We start from the raw sequence: 20,024 nt of genomic DNA, 5'->3' as shown, positions 1-20,024 counted from the left end.
CTCAGTCCTCCTCATATGCATCACGAAAATCAGCGCCGATTTCGCCCAGAAAACGCGTCTCGGCGCTGTGAGCGATTTCACGGTGGCGTTTCTGGTACAATTCCCAGAGCTTGGCGCCGCGCCCGCCGGTCAGCAGATTGCCGATCGCCGAACTCGACTTCAGTTCCTGCTCGATCGCCGCCGGATCGAAGCGGTCGATCATGCGCTTGAGCGCGCCCTGCACGCCGCGCCAGGCGCGAACGTGATGCTGCGCCAGATCGCGCACCGCATCCTGGATCGCCGCGTCGGCACCGAGGAAACCGGGGCTGCGCTCGGCCAGCATGGTCACCAGCGCATCGTCGACCGAGGGCAGGAATTTGAGCGGGTTGACCTCGGACGCGCCAACCACGGTCTGGGCGACGCGGGCGTTGCCCTTCTCTTCGGCGCGCTTGCGCAAAAGCTGCATCAACCCTTCCATCATCAGCCGGTATTCGCGGCCGAATTTTTCCATGTCGGCCACCGGATCGCCGCCGGGAAAATCGGCCTCGTCCATGCCCATGCCGCGCAGGAAAGCGGCGCGCAATTCCGCGTCCGACGGTCCGGCTGACGGCCGCGCCGCGGATTGGCGGACAGGAGCGCGTGGTGGCGGGGGAGGCGGTGGCTGCGGTGGCGATGGCTCGACCGCGCAGACTGGCAGATCCCAGGGCGCTGCAGAGGGGGCAGGCGAGGGCGCATCGGTTGCACCGCCATCCGTCACGCCGGCGTAGAGGCTGGTGGACCCGGCAGGGCCGAAACCAAACCCGTCATCGTAGGCCGGCAGCTTCTCAGGATTGGATCTGCTCGGCTCTCTCGACAGCGGCGCGGAGTCGAGGCCGAAGGGATCGTCGAACGATGGCTTGGCGCCGTTTCTGTCAGTGGGCTCGGCCACCGGCGTTGCCACAGGGTCGAGGCTGAACGGATCGTCGAACGCCTGCGAGCTGCGTTCATCGGACCGCGCACGCGCGAATGCGCCGGGCACCGGCTTTTCGAATGGATCGGGCAGGTTGGCAGGGCGTGGCCGTCCCGGCTCTTCTTCCGTGGTGGACGAAAAGAAATCGTCGCCGCCGAGGCTGACCGGCGCCCGCGACGCCGCCGGCTTACTGGCAGGCGCTGAAGGCCTGGAGGCCGGCGCCTCGGTCTTCGCTGTCTGCAAATCGACCCACACCACATAGTCGCCCAGTCGCAGTCGCATGCCGCTTTGCAGGCGCGCGGTATTTCCCGCGCCGAGCGGGCTGGCGGCATCGTCGATGAACAACCCGCTGCTGGAGGTATCGGTGACGAAATAGCCGCCCTGCTTGCTGGTGATCTTGCAGTGGGCGCGCGAGACGAACATGTCGGGATCGTTGATCTGCCAGTCGGCGTCGGCGCTGCGGCCGATTACCAGCTCGCCCTCGTCCAGCCGCGCCTGCCGCGTGACTTGCGCGCGTGGTCCCTGTTCGAGAGTCAGAAGCAGGCTCATGCCGCCACCTCTTCCCGCCAGCCGACGATGGTCCGCAACCGCATGTCGTCGGCGTCCCCCTTTTCGACCGGTCGCGCCAGCCAGGTGGTGCGGGCAAGCTGGACGGTGCCGAGCTTCGCCGGCGGCACTGCCTTTGCCGCAAGCACGATCCTGAGATCGACATCGATGGTCTCGCCGATCAGGTCGCGCACCGCCTGCTTCAACAGCTTCAGCCGCTCACCGCCCGGCAGGAAGGCCTTGTAATCGATATAGCTGAGCGCGCCGATGCGCAGCTCGATGCGGCTCTGCCGGCTGAAGCTGCGCGGGCCGATGGTGGCGCTGCGGCCGAGCGTGGCATAGCTGCCGGCAAGCCGCGTCTGCAGCGCCTTGGGGATGGTCATCCAGGCCGCGACGAACTCCTTCAGCACCACCGGCACTTTGAAGGCTTCGGCCAGGAACAGCGTCAGTCGCTCGGGGCCGTCGACTTGGGCAGCGAGCGAGGCGGCCTGGCGAAGTTTTACTGTATCGAGTTCGGCATCCTGCGTGCCCGGCAGCCCGATGCCGGCCATTGCTTCCAGCATGGAACGGACGCGGCCGCCGACACCGCGTTCGACCTGCACAGCCGGATGCGCATCCGCCCAGGCCCGATAGTAGAGCGCGATCATCCTGTGCTGCAGGATATTGACGAAATCGACGAAGGTCGTGTCGCTCGTCTGCCGCGCCTCGGCGCCGGCATACCAGCGTTGCGACAGGCGATCGAGCACCCAGCGCGTCAGATGCAGTGGCATCGGCCCTTCGGGTCCGAGCAGGCCGAGATTGTTGACCGTGACGCGTGCCGGCGACTTGTCCGTCGGCTCGCGGAAATCCACCACGTCCTGCACTGCGAAGGACAGCCGCACATTCTGGCCGAGCCTTGCCGGCTCGCGGTCCGGCCGGCCGGAATGGCCGAACAGGCCGCCTTGCCGTTCGAGCCGGCGCAGCAGTTCGAAAAAGTCGAAACTCTCGGACAGGGTTGCGGCTCGCTCTAGATCAGGTAGCGATTGCCGGGCGTCATCGGCCATGGCACATCCTCCTGTTTCTGGAGCAACCGCGTGCGCGTGCGCACGAACCCGTTAATGCCGGCATGGCGGGCAAACAGCCGCGACAGCAGGCCCGACAGCAGCAGAGTGCTCTGTCCCGCCAGCACCGACTGGTCGACATGCAGCGTCACTTCCGTGCCGCGGCCGAAGCACATCGGCCCTTCGATCGCCAGCCTTTCGATCACCGCGCGCGAGTCGATGCGCACGATCGAGCGCACATTGCGGGCGAGCCCGGGGTCGCCGCGCTCGGCATAGAGATCGAGCAGCGCGTGCAGCGGATCGACGCCGCGGCCTTCCTTGGCCAGACTGAGGAAGTTGAGCGCCAGCTGTGACACCAGCCGCCAGGCCAGGTCGTCGGCGCGCGACTCGCCGTCGGCGCCGTGCGGCAGCGCTGCCGGGATCGCCGGCTGCGGCGAACGCAGCGCGCCGAGCAGCCTGACCGATTCCACCGGGTCGCCCGCTTCCAGCGTCAGCGTTGGCGTGTCGTCGAGGATGGCAAGATCGCGGTTTGTGCACAGTGCCACGACGTCGACGCGCTTGAGCGGCCGGTTGGCCTGACTGTTGACTGGGCGCGAAACCGCCAGGAAGACGTCGTCGCCGGCATAGGAGGTCCGCGTCACGCCCTGGCGCCGCTCGTCCTCGGTCGGCCGGCGCGGCCGCCGCTCCGTCGAATAGACCCAGCCGCTGCCGCGATTTTGCCCAAGGCTGAAGAGTTCCGGTATCTCCGCGTCGGGTCCCTCGGCATCGGCGTCTTCGACGCGGATGACGCGGTAGATTTCAAAGTCGCGCGCCCGCGTGCGGTCGGCATGCAGCACCTGGCGCGTCTTGCGCTGGTCGAGCTCGACGATGTTGCACTCGCGCTCGAAGAGATTGATGATCGGGGTGGCGAAGAGATCGAAATCCGCCGGCGTCAGATCGGCGAGTTCGGGCACCGGACGCCGGAACAGGAAGATGATTTCGAGCCCGGCCTGGCATTTGCGCACGACCGGCAGCAAGCCGGTGACGCGCCCATAATGGAAGCGCTCGGGCATCATGAAATATTCGCGCAGCAGGCGGTAGCCTTCGAAGGTCGGCCGCGTGCGCGGCATCAGCGCCTCGGCATCGGCAATGCCGACCATCTCCGGCGGCGGTAGCGGCGACAATGGATTGGTCTTGCCTTCCGGTCGAGCGCCGACACCAGAGCAGACTCCGAAGATGGCGTCGAAGATCAGCGGCGCCTTGGTGCGGTTGGCGAAATAGAAGTCGAGCCGGTCGAGCGCCAGTTCGTCGAGCTTGCCTTTGCCGGTCCGCGCCAGCGTGATGCGAAGTGCCGCTTCGCCGGCCTTGCCGGCGATCGGGCCGATGCCGGCGGCGGCAAGCGCGCTGCGGTCCTGGAAATAGCCGACCGAACTGATCGCGATCGGAAACAGCGTCATGTCCTGCGCGGTGGTGAAGGTGCAGCGCGTCGACAGGCCGGCCTGCAGGCTGGAGACCAGCCGCGTGCCGCGCTTGACGACGTGGCCGGCAAGCATTGTCTGCACCTGCTGGCCGGGCTTCAGCACCACCATGGCGGTTGCCGGCGCCGGCGTGACGAGATCGGGATAAAGCACGTCGAGGATGCTGCGCGAAAACCGCGAGCGCTCGGCATCCACCTTCAGGCGCGTGCGCGCGGCGAGGAAGGCGACGCCGTCGAGCAGCCGCTCGACGTAGGGGTCGGGACACGGCACCGTATCCAGCGACAAATTGCGGGCAACCGCCGGATGCATGTCGGCGAACTCCGCCGCCAGCCCGCGTATGTGGGACAGTTCCTCCTCGTAATATTCTACGAAGACCCGGTCCATCTCTCAGGCTTCCCTGAACTCGGTGCGCGCCAGTCCGTTGTCGAGATTGATCGTCGTGCGCAGGCGCATGCGCTCGGGCGTCGGCGTCATGATCAGCACGGCGTCGATCTCGATCTTCAGGCCGGTCTTGTCGCCGAGGTTGACCGTGACTTTCGTCGCGCTCTCCTTCAGCCGCGGCTCGAATGCGGCGAGCACGGCGCGGATCACGCGTGCCAGAACATCGCGATCGAAGTCGCGCGACGACCGGCCGGAGAAGGACGGCACGCCATAATTGACAACGCTGCGGCGCACCTCCGGAAAGTCGGCCAGCGATGTCGGACGGTCGGTCATCTGCTCGGCCTCGAGATCGGATAGCAGCGGCGCGGATTCGAAACGCTCGGTGTTGAACAGCGCCTCGATGTCGCGCCGCACGGCCTCGCGCAGCACATCGGGCGACACCACGATGCCTCGGCTTTCAAGCTCGCCACGGTGCCGGTTCTGAAACGCCAGCCGGTGCAGCCGGCGCTTCTGATCGGGGTTCAATGCGTCATCGGCGTCGATGCGCCTCGGTCCGTCTGCCAGCAGCTCGTCCAGGCGCTCTGCGCCAAGCTCCTCCTGCAGAGCCTGCCTGAGCCCGTCTATCTCCGAGCTCAGGCCCGGCAGGTCGTTGACGAGGCGGTCCCACAGCGAAGGCTGTACCGCCTCGCGCTTGGCCCGTGAACCGCCCGCCTGTACCTTGTCGGCGGCAGGGCGCTTTGCTCGCCCCTCACTTGCCGACATAGACATCCATTTCGGCTTCGTCATTGTCGTCATAGACGAACTTGATCTTCTTGTAGGCGAAGGAGACTTCCTCCTGGATCAGGTCGGCTTCATCATCGGCCTGCGACATGTCGTATTCCATGATCGAGGCGTCGGTCAGGGTAACGACCAGATAGTCCTTGCTCTCGCCGTCGATGGTCCGCCGAGCGGAGAATTTGACCTCGTCCAGCGCCTTGTTTTCGAACAGGGCCTTGGCCAGATAGGGTGAGGCCTTGTCATAGTGCTTGGTGAACTTGATCATGCCCATCGACACGCGGCCTCGGCGCGAGAGGGAATTGGGGTCGTAGGGCGCGACCATCTTGTAATCGACGCCATGGATTTCGATCTCGTCGTCATGGCCGTCGCGTGTGCTGGGCCCCTTGATATCCGGAACTTTCAGAAAACCGTCGATCTTCATTGTGGGCATTTTCGTTCTCCACCGCTTTCAAACAAAGGTTTGGTTGCTGCAATCAGGTCTTCACGGACGGCAATTCCGACACCAGCCTAAGCGAGGCGTTGATGCCCTCCAGCTGGTAGTGCGGGCGCAGATAGAAGCGGGCGTTGTAGTAGCCCGGCCGGCCCTCCACGCTGTCGACCTGCACCTCGGCGGCGGCAAGCGGACGCTTGGCGCGCGCCTTGTCGTCGGCGAAGGCCGGGTTGGCCAGCACGTACCGGTTGATCCATTCGGTCAACCAGATCTGCATGTCGGTGCGTTCCTTGAACGAGCCGACCTTGTCGCGCGCAATCGCCTTGAGGTAGTGGGCGAAGCGCGAGACCGGGAACAGATAGGGCAGGTTGGCGGAGAGCCGCTCGTTGGACTGGGCGTCGGGGTCGACCAGGCGGCCCGCCCGCGTCTCGTCATCCTGCAGCGAATGGGCGCCGATAAAGGCCGCGAGATCGGTGTTCTTGCGGTGCAGGATCGGCATCAGCCCGAGCTTGGCCAGTTCCGCCTCGCGCCGGTCGTCGATGGCGACTTCCGTCGGGCATTTCATCGCGATCGAGCCGTCATCGGTCGGGAAGGAGTGCACCGGCAGGTTAAGCACAGTGCCGCCATTTTCGACGCCGCGGATCTGGGTGCCCCAGCCATAGAGCTTGTGGCTGCGGTTGATGTTGACGCCCATCGGGAAGGCAGCGTTCATCCAGACATATTTGTTGTGATCGCCCTGCACTTCCTCCTCGAAGGAGAAGCCCTTGACCGGGACTGTCTCCGAGCCGTAGGGCAGCCGCGCCAGCACGCGCGGCATGGTCAGCCCGATATAGCGCGCATCCTCGCTCTCGCGCAGCGATTGCCACGAGGCGTAGGCCGGGTTGGAGACGATCTGCTGCAGGTCCTGCGGGTTGGGCAGTTCCTGCCAGCTGTCCATGCGGAACAGCCGTGGCGAGGCGGCGGCGATGAACGGCGTGTGCGCCGAGGCGCAGATGCCGGAGATGTTGCGCAACAGGCCGACGTCGCGCGGGTGGTTGGAGAACTCGTAGGCGCCGATGACGCAGCCGATCGGTTCGCCGCCGAGCATCGAATACTCGTCGGTGTAGACTTTCTTGAAGATCGGGCTCTGGTCCCACATCTGGCCTTCATAGTCTTCGAGCGTATCGGCCAGCTGCTCCTTGGAAATGTTCATCACCCGGATCTTCAGCTTCTGATCCGTCTCGGTGTTGTTGATGAGGTACCAGAGGCCGCGCCAGGTGCCTTCCATCTGCCGCACTTCCGGCGCGTGCAGGATTTCGTTGACCTGGGTCGTCAGCATCTTGTCGATGCCGGCGATCAACGACTTGATCGACTTGATCGAGTTGGACGAAATCGTCGTCGTCTCGGAGCGCGACTGCGCCGCCAGAGCCAGGTTGCGAACCAGCTGCTGCAGCTTCTCGCTGTCGTCCTTCTTGACCTTGAAGTCCTTCTCCAAGAGCTGGCTGAATTCGCCGAGATCGACGGCCTCGGCCTCGGCGACGGATGCTGCGGTCTTTTGCTGTTCGGCCATGATCTATTCCTCACCCTTGTCGTCGGACAGCGCCTGGGCGGCGATCTGGCCAAGCAGCGGCTGGTTGTTCAGCAATTGGGCGATGCGCTTTTCGGCATCGACGCGGCCGTCCATGAAGCCGAGCAGCTCCTCGAGCTGGCGCCGCATCTTCAGGATTTCGGCCAGTTGCGGGACCTGTTCGGCGATCTTGTCGGGGGCGAAATCGCCCATCTTGGTGAAGGTCAGGTCGAGCGCCAGTTCTTCGTCGCGCTCCTGTCCCTCGGCCTGCGGCAGCGTGTTCTTCACCCGCGCCTTGACCCTGGGCCCCAGCGCTTCCATGAATTTGGGGAAGCGGTTGGCATCGGTCTCGACAAAGGAACGGTCGAGCACCGTCTTGGACGCTTCCCTGGTCTGCGATGCGCCCGACAGGTCGGCCATCACGCCCATGACGAACGGCAGTTCGATCGTCGTCGGGCTGCCGTAGGTTTCGACATCGTAGGCGATCTGCACGCGCGGGGCGCGATTTCGCTCGATGACCTTCGCTTTGCTTTCGGCTGGCATGTGTTGCTACCTTTCATCCTTCTGGGCAGTCTTCTTGGCGTCGGGAACGCCGGCGAGCAGCCGGAATTCCTTGAGCCCCGACGGGGCGAGGTCTTCCATCAGTTCAACGAAATCCATGTGCACCATCCTGCGCACCCGGCGGGCGAGATGCGGGATCGGACTCGACGGCTCGGTGCGGTCGTAGAACGCGACCACAAGGTCGAGGCACTTCACCACATCGTCGCGCGAGGAAATCCTGTCCGGGAGCCCCGCACCGGTCTCCGCGTAGCTTGCCATCGTCTCGGCTCCATGACCGTTTCTGACCGGCGCGGCCGGGCTTGCCGGGGGAGCAGCCGGGCTGGCCGCCCCCTTCGTCGCTGCCTCTTCCGTGGTCTCGACCGCCGTATTGCGTTCCAGCGTCGTCAGCACGCGCTGCAAAAACCGCTTCAGGTCCGGGACGGCAGCCCCGTTGCTGTCGAGGCGGGCATTCAGCGCCGCATCGACTGCGTCGAGCGCCTCGATCGCTGCGTGCGCCCCGGCGATGAGCGCCGTCATCTGTTCACCGGCATGGTCCTGATAGGCGGCACAACCGCTGCCCACCCGGTTCAGGAGCTGTCCGTGCGCGCTGACCAGCGCTGCCTTCTCCGTGGCATTCAATCCCGACGCCGCTTCCTGAAGCATGACGCGATCGTCGAGCGCACCCTGTTCGAGATCGCGTCCACTGATCGGCCCGATGGGACGCGGCGCGAAGAAGACCATCTGCCTGAGGTTCGCCAGCAGGCCTTCCTGGCCGTTCTGCAGGTCGGCCAGCGCGTTGAGGCGGCGCAGGGCGGCCTCGCGTGGTTGGGGGCTGGCCCGCAGCGCCGGGTGCATCGTCTCCCAATGCGTCTCGAAGGTCCTTGCAATCAGGGTCAGGCCCTGTGCCAGTCCGGCCAATCCCTCTTCATTGGCCAGCGCCCGGGCGACAATGACGAGCAGGCGCAGGTCGCGGCCATGCGAACGCAACTCCTCGGCCTTGCCGAGCACGGCAGGCCAGTCGACCGGAATGGTCGATTGCGCGGCTGGCTTGTTGCGCCCGTCATGGACGACCTTGACCTGCGGCTCCGTGAGCCGCTCCAGCTCATGAAAAGCCGGATCGTTGCGCAAGTCTTCGCCTGACGGATTTTCACCGTCCAGCGGAGCAAGCCAGAGTGCGAGATCGATCACAGATACCCCGGCGACCGGCTCTAAAACCGTACGTGACCCAACGTTAGCACACGGTTGCATATTCCCACAATTCGCCATCCGCTCAAAAGTTAACGAGCGCTAATGAATGTCGGTGCAACTGCGTCTCGGATGGCGCAATTCATGGCGTGCTTGGCCAACCTCGTATGTGAAGCGCATCGCATAGGATTAGAAAAATCGTGGTTGTCTGCATTTGGCGGCGCGGGACTCTCCACAAAGGGAAAAGGCCGGCTGCATCAAGCGCTTTGTCAAGCGGCTGCTTATGTGGCAGGCTGTCGACGGGGCAGATTGCAGGAGCACGTTCGATGGAACAGCGCCGGTCGTCGCAGGGGTTCAAACGCAAGGAACTGGTTGGCAAGCTCAATCCGGTCTGCCTGCGCGCCTTCAAGGCCGCCGCCGACAGCGCCAAGCTGCGCGGCAATCCTTACGTCGAACTCGTCCATTTCATAGAACAACTGGTGCTGTCCGAGCGTTCGGATGTGCAGATGATCATTGCCGATGCCGGCGTCGATGCCAGCCGGCTTACCAGCGACATGACCCGCGCCGTCGACAAGCTGCCCTACGGCGCCACCTCGATCGAGGAATTTTCCGACCACATCTTCCACGCCATCCAGGAGGCCTGGAACCTGGCGACGCTGGAATTCGGCATGGAGGAGGTCCGCAGCGCCCATATCGTGCTCGCCTGCCTGAAGACGCCGGTGCTGGAAGGCCTGGTGGCGAAGATCAGCGGCGAATTCGACAAGATCGACGCCGACGGGGTCATCGCCCGCTTTGCCGAGGTGGTGGACGGTTCGCTCGAAGCCGGCGCCACGGCAGCAGTGGCTCCCACCGCGGAGGCGCCGCGGCGAGCTCCGGGCGGGGACTCCGCGCTGGCCAAATACGCCACAGACCTCACCCAGCGCGCCCATGACGGCAAGATCGACCCGGTCGTCGGCAGAGACCCGGAGATCCGGCAGATCATTGATATCCTGATGCGGCGCCGGCAGAACAACCCGATCCTGACCGGCGAGGCCGGTGTCGGCAAGACCGCGGTGGTCGAGGGCTTTGCCCTGCGCATCGCCCAGGGCGACGTGCCGCCGCCGCTGCAAGGCATCAGCGTGCGCATGCTCGACGTCGGCCTGATGCAGGCCGGGGCCAGCGTCAAGGGCGAGTTCGAGAAGCGCCTGACGGCGGTCATCGACGAGGTCCAATCCTCCGAGACGCCGGTCATCCTGTTCATCGACGAGGCGCACACGCTGATCGGCGCCGGTGGTGCCGCCGGAACCGGCGACGCCGCCAATCTCTTGAAGCCGGCGCTGGCGCGCGGCGAATTGCGCACCATCGCCGCAACCACCTGGGCCGAATACAAGCAGCACATCGAAAAGGACCCGGCGCTGACCCGCCGTTTCCAGGTGGTCAAGATCGACGAGCCGTCGGAAGCGGTCGCCGTGCTCATGCTGCGCGGTGTAGCCGGCGTGCTCGAACAGCATCACGAAGTGCAGATCCTGGACGAGGCGATCGAGGCGGCGGTCGGCCTGTCGCATCGCTACATCCCGGCGCGGCAATTGCCCGACAAGGCGGTCAGCCTGCTCGACACCGCTTGCGCCAGGGTGGCGATCTCGCAGCATGCGACGCCGGCCGAGGTCGAGGACATTTTGCGGCGCCGCCAGGCGCTGGAAGTCGAAAGCGGCATCATCGGCCGCGAGGCAGCGATCGGCATCGAAGTAACTGACCGGCAGGCGCGGGTCGAGGCCGGGCTCACTGAGGCCGGGACCATGCTCGCCGCCGCCGAGGAGCGCTGGGAGCGCGAAAAGGCGCTGGTTGCCGAGATCCTCGAACTGCGCGCGCGGCTGCGCGGCGACGGCGTGCCGCTCGATGCGGTGGCGACAACCGAGGCCGATGCCGAACCGGCAGCGCCGGACGAAGAAAAGACCAAGGTGCCCAAGGCCGAGACGCCCAAGGCCGAAGCGTTCGAGACCGAAGCGCCGGCTGCCGAAGCTGCGCCAGATCCTGCCGCCGATCTGGCGCGGCTGCGTGAACTCATGGCCGAGCTTGCCACCGCGCAAGGCGAGACGCCGCTGATCCTGCCGTCGGTCGACCGCAATGCGGTCGCTGCCGTGGTCCAGGACTGGACCGGCATCCCGACGGGACGGATGCTGTCCAGCCAGACCGAAAAGGCGCTCAAGCTCGCCGACACTTTGTCCGAACGAGTCGTCGGCCAGGATCACGCCATGGAGATGATCGCCAAGCGCGTGCAGACCAGCCGCGCCGGGCTCGGAGCGCCGGAAAAGCCGGTCGGCGTGTTCCTGCTCTGCGGCCCCTCCGGTGTGGGCAAGACCGAGACGGCCCTGGCGCTGGCCGAGACGCTCTATGGCGGCGAGCAGAACCTGATCTCGATCAACATGTCCGAATTCCAGGAGGCGCACACCGTCTCGACGCTCAAGGGCGCACCGCCCGGCTATGTCGGCTACGGCAAGGGTGGCATTCTCACCGAGGCCGTGCGCCGAAAACCCTATTCGGTGATCCTGCTCGACGAGGTCGAGAAGGCGCATCCCGACGTCCACGAGATCTTTTTCCAGGTCTTCGACAAGGGCATGATGGATGACAGTGAGGGAAGGCGCATCGACTTCAAGAACACGCTGATCCTGCTGACGTCCAATGTCGGCTTCGAAGTCATCATGGAGCGGACCGGCAACGGCACGGTGAGGGCAGGGCTCGACGGCCTCGATGCTGCCCTGCGCGCTCCACTGCTGAAGGTGTTTCCAGCGGCCTTCCTCGGCCGCGTCGTGACCATCCCTTACTATCCGCTTTCGGATTCGATGATCGAGGCCATCACCCGCCATCAGTTCGGCAAGATCGCGCGGCGGCTGCGCGCCAGCCACGACGCCGAACTGGTGATCGGCGACGGCGTCATGGCGCTGGTCAAGGCGCGCTGCACCGAAATCGAGTCCGGTGGCCGCATGATCGACGCCATCCTCACCAACACGCTGTTGCCGGAACTCAGCCGCGGCGTGCTGAACCGGTCGCTCGACGGCCAGAAGATGACCAAGGTGACCGTCAGCGCTTCCACTGACGGGTTTGCCTATTCGTTCGAATAGTCAGGCCTGACTGCTCGGCTCCGTCTCGGCGGATCAGCTTGATGTCGGCGCCGGCTGCCCAGGCGCCGATATCCTCGCGCCGCAACGCCGCCGCCATCATGTCGGGAAACAGGTCCGGCGTGCAGGCGAAGACCGGTATGCCAAGTGCCGCGACCGAAGCCGACATCGCCGGATCATAGCCCGGCCGGCCCTGATCGGTCAGCGCCAACAGCACGATGACATTGACGCCGGACCGGACCAGCGCCGCAAGCCGCCGCAGCAAGTCCTGGCCGTTGCCGCCCTCATAGAGGTCGGTGATCAGCACGAAGTGGGATTTGGTCGGCCGCTCGATGCGGTCGGCGCAATAGGCGACCGCCTGGTTGATGTCGGTGCCGCCGCCGAGCTGCACGCCAAACAGCACCTCGACCGGGTCGCTGAGCTCTTCGGTCAGGTCGACGATGGCCGTGTCGAAACAGACCAGCTTGGTGCGCACGACCGGCAGCGACGCCATCACCGCGGCGAAAATCGAGGCGTAGATCACCGAACTCGCCATCGAGCCGGACTGGTCGACGCACAGCACCACTTCGTCGAGATCGACTAGCCGGCGTTGCTTGCGCATGAAGCCGACCAGTTTTTCCGGCACGACGGTTTTGTGCTCAGGCTGGTAGTGGCGAAGATTGGCCGAGATGGTGCGCGGCCAGTCGATGTCGCGTTGGCGCGGCCGGTTGGTGCGTCGCGACTTGTCGAGCGCGCCACGGATCGCCTCGGCGGTCTTCTGCTCCAGCCGCTGCATCAGCTTGGCAACGATGTCGGCGATAATGGTGCGGGCGATGTCCTTGGTCTTGGCCGGCATCACCGAACGCAGCGAGATCAGGTCGGCGACGAGGTTGACGTCGGCCTCGATCGCCTTGAGGAATTCCGGCTCCATCAGCATCTGCTTCAGGTTCAGCCGCTCGAAGGCATCCTTCTGGACGATCTGGACCACCTGGGCGGGAAAGAAGGAGCGGATATCGCCCATCCATTGCGCCACGCGTGGCGCCGAGCGGCCGAGCCCGCCGCGCCGCTTGCGCGGGTCGGCATCGGCATTGGCGCCGTCGCCGTAAAGCGCATCGAGCGCCGAAGACAGTTTTTTGTCATCACTGGAAAGGGCGGAGGAAGCCTCGTCATCGGCGCCGATCGCCAGCCGCCAGCGGCGCTCGCGCCCGCTATCGGAGGATGCTGGGCCGGGTTCGGGCACTTCGGCTTCGTCATCCATTGTCACACTCCGCCCGCCAGCAATGGCCCAAGCCGCTCCAGGTGACGGCGCCAGCCTTCGCCGCCATCCGGCGCCGGCGTCAGGCCGGCCGGCAACCTTGCGGTGCGGCCGAGCACGGCCTCGATCAACCGCTGCCGCTCCATCGAGTCCAGATTGGAGAAGACGCGGCGCAGCAATGGCAGATGCGCGATGAAAGCGTCCTCGTCGAGCGATTTCAGCCACCCATCGACGGCGCCGCGCAGGCCCTCGTCGTAGATCAGCCGCTGGCCGGCAGTGCTGAAGAAACCTTCGAAGAACCCCGCTGCCTGGGCGACCGGCGTCCCCGGCGACAGCCTGCGTCCGAGCAGCCCGGCGGCGTCCTCTGCCGACAGTTGGCCGGCTTCATAGAGCAGATGCGCGGCGCAGCCGGCGAGCAGCGCCGTCGAGCCCGGACCTTCCAGCACGCCGGTCAGGCCGTTGCGCCATGCATCGAGCACGCCTTCGCCGGGCTCGACCAGCCGGATGGCCGTGTCGGCCTTGCGCACAGCACCGACCAGCGTGGTGGCGGCCTGCTCGTCCAGGTCGCGCACCGCATAGGGCAGCGCGATCGCGCCTTCGACGATCAACCGTTCCAACAAACCGGACAGCCGGTTGGTTTCGGTCTTGCGCGCCTCGCCGTAACGGATGATGTCGGCAAGCGGCGGCACCGAGGCCAGCATCTCCAGGCATTCGCTGCTGTGCGCTGCGCGCGCCTCCAACGCTACAAGGCCGGCGCTCGCGGCCTCCGACAGATCCGCCGTAATGGCGCTCTGGACAAGGGCGGCAAGCGTGTCGAGGCTCGCGGCCGCACCGAGCATCTGGATCAGGCGGCCATTGGCGGCCTTTTCGATAGTCGGGCCGTAGATCAGGTTCTCGACCAGGCGCACGGCATATTCCGGCTCCCAGGCCAGCGTCCATTTTTCGCGAAAGGTGCCGCGGCTGCGGCCGGCGTCGGCCAGCCTGCCCCATTGCACGCCAAGCACGTCCAGCCGGTGCAGCAATGTCGAACGAAACAGTCCGCTTTCGCTGCGCAGATCGACCGACAGCTCGCGTTCCAGCGCCTCCGGCTTCAGCCGCGCCGCCTTCTGGTTGCGCTGCAGGTCCTCGATCAGCGGCGCCAGCGGCGTGTCGGGCGGAATCTCGCCGACATCCGCGCCCAAAAGCAGCTCGGCCTCGACCAGCGCCCACAGCACCGCTTCGCCGTTGAACAGCGCCGCGATCGCGGCATCGCGCAATTCCTCGAAGCCGGGCTTCGGCCGCTCGCGAATGGCAGCCAGTGTGCGCGCAAGCCGCTCGGCCTCGATCAGCGACGCGGTCGACACCAGATGGCCCTTCGCCCGCAGCACCGCCGCGATCGTCGCCAGCCACAGCGTCGCGGCGTCGCGCCGCCCTCGTGTGCGCCACAGATGCTTGCACCAGCCGGGCGCGACGACGCCAGCGCCATAACCATAGCCCAGCGCAAGACGCGGCCCGGTCCATGGCGCCCATGTCATGATGCTTTTGCGCCGGGCAATTCCCTTGATCAGCGCCTGGTCGTTCTTCTGCGTGTGCGCGGCCTGCAGGGCCGGCACATGCCATGCGCCGCAGACGACGGCGATCGGTCCGGCGAATTCCTTGCGCGCGGCGGCGATTTCCAATCGCATATGCGCTTCACGCTTGGCCTCGAACGGCGCGATCGCACCTTCGCCGTCGCGCAGCGTCGTCATCGCATCGGTGATGGCAGCGAAGATTGGACCCGGCTGCGGATTCTGCTCGATAATGTCGGCCCACCAGCTTTCGCCATCTTCATAGCCGGCGGCCGCAGCCAGCGTGCCGATCGGGTCGCGATGCGATGCGGGCTCGCCATCCTCACCGGTTTCGTCCTTGGGTTCGGGCTTGTCGGCGTCAGCCGTTTTGTCGGTGTCGTCGGTTGCCGGTGCCGCGAACCGTGCCGATGACGGCAGGTCGATGAACCGCAATGCCGCCTTGTTCTCCACCGCCCACACCGCCGCCTGGTATTCCGGCGAGAACTCGGCGAACGGCCAGAAACTTGTCGCGGCCGGATCGTCCTCGGGGTAGCAGAGCAGCGCCACCGGCGGCTGCATCTGCGGGCGCGCCAGCAATGGCAGCAGGGCGGACGCGTCGCTCGGCCCTTCGATCAGCACCGCGACCGGCTGCAAGTCCCGCAGCGCCTGCACCAGGCTGTCGGCGGAGCCCGGCCCGTGATGGCGGATGCCGAAATAGGCGACGTCGCTCATGACCTCAGATCGCTGCGTTCAGCGCCGCGTAATAGCCGGCATAGTCCGGCCGCTTCTTGAGCACCGTTTCGAGATATTCCTCCAGCACCACCTTGTCCTGCACCGGGTCCTTGACGATGGCGCCGACAAGGCTGGCGGCGAGGCCTTCGGCGCCGAGCTTGCCGCTGTCGAACCACGCCGCCTGGCTGAGGCCGCCGACCATGGTGGCGATCGCCTCGGCGGTCGAGAGCGAACCCGAAGGCGTCTTCAGCGTCACCTTGCCGTCGGCGGTTGCGCCCGAGCGCAGCTCGCGGAAAATGGTCAGCACGCGCGCAATCTCCTCGCCGACATTCTTCGGCACCGGCAGGTCGAGGCCGCCGGCCATCTCGTCGACCCGCTTGGAGACGATCGCCACCTCTTCGGCCATGTCTTCGGGCAGCGGCAGAACCACCACATTGAAGCGGCGTTTCAGCGCCGAGGACAGTTCGTTGACGCCCTTGTCGCGATTGTTGGCGGTGGCGATGATGTTGAAGCCGCGCTGGGCATAGAGCGAGGTGTTGAGCTCCGGGATCGGCATCATCTTTTCCGACAGCACGGTGATCAGCGTGTCCTGCACGTCCGAGCCCATGCGCGTCAGTTCCTCTAGCCGGCATAGCTTGCCGCTCTCCATGGCGCGGTAGAGCGGCGTCGGCACCAGCGCCTCCTGGCTCGGCCCTTTGGCCAAAAGCTGCGCATAGTTCCAGCCGTAGCGGATCTGGTTCTCGTCGGTGCCGGCCGTGCACTGCACGATCAGCGTCGAGTTGCCCATGATGGCGGCGGCGAGATGTTCCGACACCCAGGACTTGGCGGTGCCGGGAACGCCGAGCAACAGCAGCGCGCGGTCGGTAGCGAGTGTCGCCACCGCGGTTTCCATCAGCCGGCGGCGACCAACATATTTCGGCGATATCACGGTGCCGTCGCTTGCCTTGCCGCCGAGCAGATAGGTCAGCACGGCCTTCGGCGACAAGCTCCATCCGGCCGGCTTCTGGCGTTCGTCATTGCGCGCCAGCGCCTGCAGTTCAGCGGCATAGGCCTGCTCGACAGGGAGGCGGATGGCTGCGTTCATGGTGCTGTTCTCCGGATTGTCATGTTTTGGTTCCCGTCATTGCCGCGTTGAGGCGCAGGAAAACGAGCGAGGCTGCCGCCGGCAGCATGCCGGCCGCAACAATGTCGCCGATCAACCGTTCAGCGGTCTCCGCTGTGGCAAGAAAGCCTATCGTTTCCAGGGCGTGGTCCGCGCTTCGCTTCGCGGGCTCGTCGTTTCCCGCAACCATGGTGCGCAGTGCCGACAGCGCCTTGCCATTTGTCAAATCGTCCCATTCAAGCCAACTCGCTTCGGCGCCTTCGACCAGGTTGAGCGCTTCAAGATTTTGAGCGTCCTTCAGGATCTGCCTGATCAGGTTCCGCTTCCTGCCGCTGTCCAAACGCAACATGAGGTGGAAGACAAACAATGCCGACTTGCCACCTTCGGCGACAAGCGTATCCGCCAACAGCGCCACCGTGGCATCGCTGCCGGACACGGCGACCATCCGAACGAGAGACAGATCCGCTCTGTCATCGGCACCGAATTGCCATGCCCCGATGAAATCGGACTCTGTTTTGCCGAAATGCGCCGCAAGATCGACCAGGTAACAGCTTGCGAACAGGTCGACGCGACGACTTTCTTGCGCAGCCGATTTGAGTTTTGCCGGCGTGTATGTGGTGCGGCGGCGGATGAAGCCGGATTTGCCTTCTGTGATGAAGGCGGCGAGTTCGGCAACGGGGTCGTCGGCTCCGTCGTTGCCCGGCCGGCCATGCTCGCCCAGCCTTGCCAGCAGCCGGCCCGCCAGCTCCCGCACCTTGCCGGAGCGGTCGGTGGCCAGGCTTTTCAGGAATGGCGCGTCCGTGGGCGTCAGGTTGAAATGCATGAGTTCGATGAGCGCCAGCCGGACTTCAGCCGGCTCGCCCGTCGCCTTGGCTTCCATCAGGCTGCGGGCCGTGGCCGGATCGCGACGGCGCATCTCGGCCAACGCGATACGGCGCGCGGCGGGGTAAAAGTCATCCCAGTTCTGCGCCGTCAGCTGCTCCTGCGGGGCAATCTTCAGCCCCTCGACGCTGGCCTGCCAGTCGATCCACGGCGCATAGATGTCAGGGCTGTTCTGGTCTGATGCCGAAGGCATCCAGTCCATCGGATGCAGCACGTAGCCGCGGCTGGCGACGAGCGTCGCGACACGCGACTTGCGCTGCGCATCGGCGGCGTTCTTCAGGGCCGCCCGCAACAGCGGCCGCAACCGCTCCGGCAGCAGCGGCAGGCCAAGCCTCGGCAGCGGCGGGCGCCGCTTCAGCGACTTCGGCGCGGCTGGCCTTAAGCCCACATCGAGCGCCTGCGCCGCGATCGCCAGCAGACGTCGCTCCCGTTCGTCCGGGCTTGCGCCACCCGCGATCTCCTTCCATGCGGTTGGCGCCAGATCGAACGCGGTTCCGCCGGTGATCCAGCAGTCGCGCATCGTCGCCAGGCCGGTTAGTTCGAACTCGTTCATGACAGATCGAGCCTCCCGAAGCCGCTTTGCGCGGCCAGCAGATCGAGCCGCGCGCCGTTCCAAAGCGCTGCCGTGGCCCCGAGGTCGAGGCCAAGCACGGTCTGATCGACGGTCCCGCTAACAGGCAGGGCGATCCCTTGCGGGTCGTGCGCCGCTTGCCACCAGGCGGTGCCGCGCTCATCGAGCAGGATCGCGCCGGCAGGCAGCATCAGCGGGCTATCGGTCGACCAGGGCGCTGCGTCCTGGTGCGCCGCATGCGCCGCGAGCGGGTCCTTGACAGCGTCGAGGCCGAAATCCGGCCAGGCGCCCGACACGACGTCGCCCTTGCGCTCCGCCACCAAGGCCCGCAGTGGCTGGCGCGACGGGTAGAATACCAGGCGGGCGTGGAACCGGTCACCGGGCGTGAACGCCGCCGAGCGGCGGCCGGCCGAAGCCGGAAAGAAATCGAGCAGCAGCCCAAACTGCGGCGTCGGGCTTTTCAGATCGAGCAGCCAGGCCGAATGGCTGACGAGACCGTCGCGGCGGGTCTCGATCTTCTCGCCGACGACCTCCCAATGGCTGTCGACCTGCTTCGCGTCGGGACTGGACAGAACCTGGTCGCGGGTTTCGGACGCCGACACCAGTCGCTTCAGCTCGGGATCGTCGGGCGCCGAGCGCCAGGCTTTGGCCAGCAGCACCAGCTTGCCGAGTTCGCGGATCGCCGCGTCCGGCCGTTCCTCGCTGCGCAGCGCCATTAGCCGGGCCGGGATTTCGTCGATGCGTCCGGCAAGCGCCGTCGCCTTCATGTCGACAAGCCGCGCGGCAATGCGGCGGCAGCGCTCGCTGCTGGCGTCGGCAAAGGCGGAAAGGCCGAGCCGCAGCTGGTCGGCAATCCACTGGTCGAGTTCGTCCAGCGCGCCTGCCACCGCGGTGCGCGTATCTTCCGCCCGCTTGCGCTGCGCCGTCTCGCGGCGCTCCGTCGCGGCGGCGTCATCGACGGTGCTTTCCTCCGCCTGCGAGGCCTCGCCAATGCTCTTGCCAGACGCGCCCCTGCCAGGCTTTGCGTCGACCGGCGGGGGCGCAGTCTTCCTGCGCCGGCCAAGCCAGTCATTGACCCATTCCGGCGTTGTTTCGGCTGATGTGAAGCTGGCCGGCGCCGTGGCGGCGATCCACATCAGCGCCAGCGTGTGCTTGCAGGGAAATTTTCGCGACGGGCAGGTGCATTTGTAGCCGTGGTCGCCGGTGTCGACGACGGTGCGATAGGGGTTGGATCCCGAGCCCTGGCATTCGCCCCAGATCAGCGCCTGCTGCTCGTTCTTCTCCAGCCGCGGCCAGTTCGAGCGCTTGGTGAGCTTCGAGGCGGCGCTTAGCGACGCCTGATCGGGGGCCAGCGCCTCGATGGTTTTCAGTTCGAATTCCAAGCCGCGCCTCTCGTCACCCCAAATCAATGCCTGGCATCAATATAGGGTGCCGTTTGTGAAGGATTGTTGTGGCCCCGGCAAGACGAAGATAGCGCAGATCAGTACAGCGGCGTGGCCATATGCCGGGGCGTCGGCCATTGCGCCGTGATCTCGGGCTGCACAGGGCGCTCGAGATAGGTCGACAGCACGACATAGCTTCGCGTCGAGGTGACGCCGGGCGTTTCGTAGAGACGCGCCAGCAGGCCTTCGAGCGCCCTGGTGTCCTCGGTGCGGACCTTGAGCAGCATGCAGGTGTCGCCGGCCACCGAATGGATTTCCTCGACCTCAGGATATTGGGAGACGGCCATCAGCTCCGGTGTCTTGCCCCAGCCCTTGGTATCGATATGCACGAAGGTGAGCAGCGGCTTCTTCACCGCCTTCGGGTCGATGATCACAGCGGTGCCGCGGATGGCGCCGCTGCGCCGCAGGCGCTTGACCCGCTCATGCGCCGCAGGCGGCGAAAGGCAGACGCGTTCGCCAAGTTCGGCGTAGCTGATCGTCGCATCCTCGACCAGCACGCCTAATATTTTTCGGTCGATTGCGTCGAGCTCGCGGGGAGCTACCTTGTTCTGCAGAACCCCATCTGTTTCTTCGTCCATATCGAAATTCCTTGTTGTCGCGGAATTCAGTT

15 protein-coding genes are annotated in these 20,024 nt (G+C 65.7%); 1 reads left to right on the top strand and 14 read right to left on the bottom strand.

Annotated elements, in window-relative coordinates; all coding sequences use genetic code 11:
- Position 1: 1 nt before the first annotated feature.
- Genes tagH through tssA form a run of 8 tightly spaced genes read right to left on the bottom strand, consistent with a single transcriptional unit; the run spans position 2 to position 8,833 of the window.
- Positions 2–1,477 carry a type VI secretion system-associated FHA domain protein TagH gene (tagH, locus tag NKL04_RS17310; RefSeq protein ID WP_023701541.1) on the bottom strand — a complete coding sequence of 492 codons (1,476 nt, stop codon included), beginning with the start codon at positions 1,475–1,477 and terminating at the stop codon, positions 2–4.
- On the bottom strand, positions 1,474–2,517 hold the full coding sequence (gene tssG / locus NKL04_RS17305; protein WP_023673712.1) for a type VI secretion system baseplate subunit TssG: 1,044 nt from the start codon (positions 2,515–2,517) through the stop codon (positions 1,474–1,476). The genes tagH and tssG overlap by 4 nt, the downstream gene beginning before the upstream one ends.
- A complete protein-coding gene (gene tssF / locus NKL04_RS17300) occupies positions 2,481–4,355 on the bottom strand; it encodes a type VI secretion system baseplate subunit TssF (RefSeq protein WP_023701539.1) in 1,875 nt (624 codons plus the stop codon). The genes tssG and tssF overlap by 37 nt, the downstream gene beginning before the upstream one ends.
- 3 nt (positions 4,356–4,358) lie before the next feature.
- Positions 4,359–5,114 carry a type VI secretion system baseplate subunit TssE gene (tssE, locus tag NKL04_RS17295; RefSeq protein ID WP_023701538.1) on the bottom strand — a complete coding sequence of 252 codons (756 nt, stop codon included), beginning with the start codon at positions 5,112–5,114 and terminating at the stop codon, positions 4,359–4,361.
- Positions 5,101–5,550, bottom strand: coding sequence for an Hcp family type VI secretion system effector (locus tag NKL04_RS17290; RefSeq protein WP_023673716.1), 450 nt, complete (start codon positions 5,548–5,550; stop codon positions 5,101–5,103). Before NKL04_RS17290 ends, tssE begins: the two co-directional genes overlap by 14 nt.
- A 52-nt stretch (positions 5,551–5,602) precedes the next feature.
- A complete protein-coding gene (gene tssC, locus NKL04_RS17285; RefSeq protein WP_023682611.1) occupies positions 5,603–7,108 on the bottom strand; it encodes a type VI secretion system contractile sheath large subunit in 1,506 nt (501 codons plus the stop codon).
- 3 nt (positions 7,109–7,111) lie between these two features.
- The gene (tssB, locus tag NKL04_RS17280; protein WP_023673718.1) at positions 7,112–7,648 is read right to left on the bottom strand and encodes a type VI secretion system contractile sheath small subunit; all 537 of its coding nucleotides are present in this window, start codon (positions 7,646–7,648) and stop codon (positions 7,112–7,114) included.
- A gap of 6 nt (positions 7,649–7,654) precedes the next feature.
- Positions 7,655–8,833, bottom strand: a complete 1,179-nt coding sequence (gene tssA / locus NKL04_RS17275) for a type VI secretion system protein TssA (RefSeq protein WP_023701537.1) — start codon at positions 8,831–8,833, stop codon at positions 7,655–7,657.
- A 323-nt stretch (positions 8,834–9,156) separates the two neighbouring features.
- Here tssA and tssH point away from each other — a divergent pair, with 323 nt between their 5' ends.
- Complete coding sequence (gene tssH / locus NKL04_RS17270) at positions 9,157–11,928, top strand: type VI secretion system ATPase TssH (RefSeq protein ID WP_023701536.1); 2,772 nt, start codon at positions 9,157–9,159, stop codon at positions 11,926–11,928.
- Here tssH and NKL04_RS17265 read toward each other — a convergent pair.
- The 6 genes from NKL04_RS17265 to NKL04_RS17240 all read right to left on the bottom strand — a co-directional run bounded on the left by NKL04_RS17265 (position 11,888) and on the right by NKL04_RS17240 (position 19,992).
- The gene (locus NKL04_RS17265) at positions 11,888–13,162 is read right to left on the bottom strand and encodes a VWA domain-containing protein (protein ID WP_023701535.1); all 1,275 of its coding nucleotides are present in this window, start codon (positions 13,160–13,162) and stop codon (positions 11,888–11,890) included. The genes tssH and NKL04_RS17265 overlap by 41 nt on opposite strands.
- Positions 13,163–13,164: 2 nt before the next feature.
- Positions 13,165–15,417: a DUF5682 family protein gene (locus NKL04_RS17260; RefSeq protein WP_023701534.1), complete on the bottom strand. Its 2,253-nt coding sequence runs from the start codon at positions 15,415–15,417 to the stop codon at positions 13,165–13,167.
- A gap of 4 nt (positions 15,418–15,421) precedes the next feature.
- Positions 15,422–16,501 carry an ATP-binding protein gene (locus tag NKL04_RS17255; RefSeq protein ID WP_023701533.1) on the bottom strand — a complete coding sequence of 360 codons (1,080 nt, stop codon included), beginning with the start codon at positions 16,499–16,501 and terminating at the stop codon, positions 15,422–15,424.
- Positions 16,502–16,520: 19 nt separating this feature from the next.
- Entirely contained in the window at positions 16,521–17,954 is a 1,434-nt protein-coding gene (locus NKL04_RS17250; RefSeq protein ID WP_023701532.1) for a DUF5691 domain-containing protein, read from the bottom strand.
- A complete protein-coding gene (locus NKL04_RS17245) occupies positions 17,951–19,354 on the bottom strand; it encodes an SWIM zinc finger family protein (protein WP_023701531.1) in 1,404 nt (467 codons plus the stop codon). Before NKL04_RS17245 ends, NKL04_RS17250 begins: the two co-directional genes overlap by 4 nt.
- Positions 19,355–19,452: 98 nt before the next feature.
- Positions 19,453–19,992, bottom strand: a complete 540-nt coding sequence (locus NKL04_RS17240) for an Lrp/AsnC family transcriptional regulator (RefSeq protein WP_023687041.1) — start codon at positions 19,990–19,992, stop codon at positions 19,453–19,455.
- Between the last annotated feature and the right edge of the window lie 32 nt (positions 19,993–20,024).

The organism is Mesorhizobium sp. C264A, assembly GCF_040324515.1.
GTDB lineage: Bacteria > Pseudomonadota > Alphaproteobacteria > Rhizobiales > Rhizobiaceae > Mesorhizobium.
This window is presented reverse-complemented; position numbering and strand designations above follow the sequence as displayed.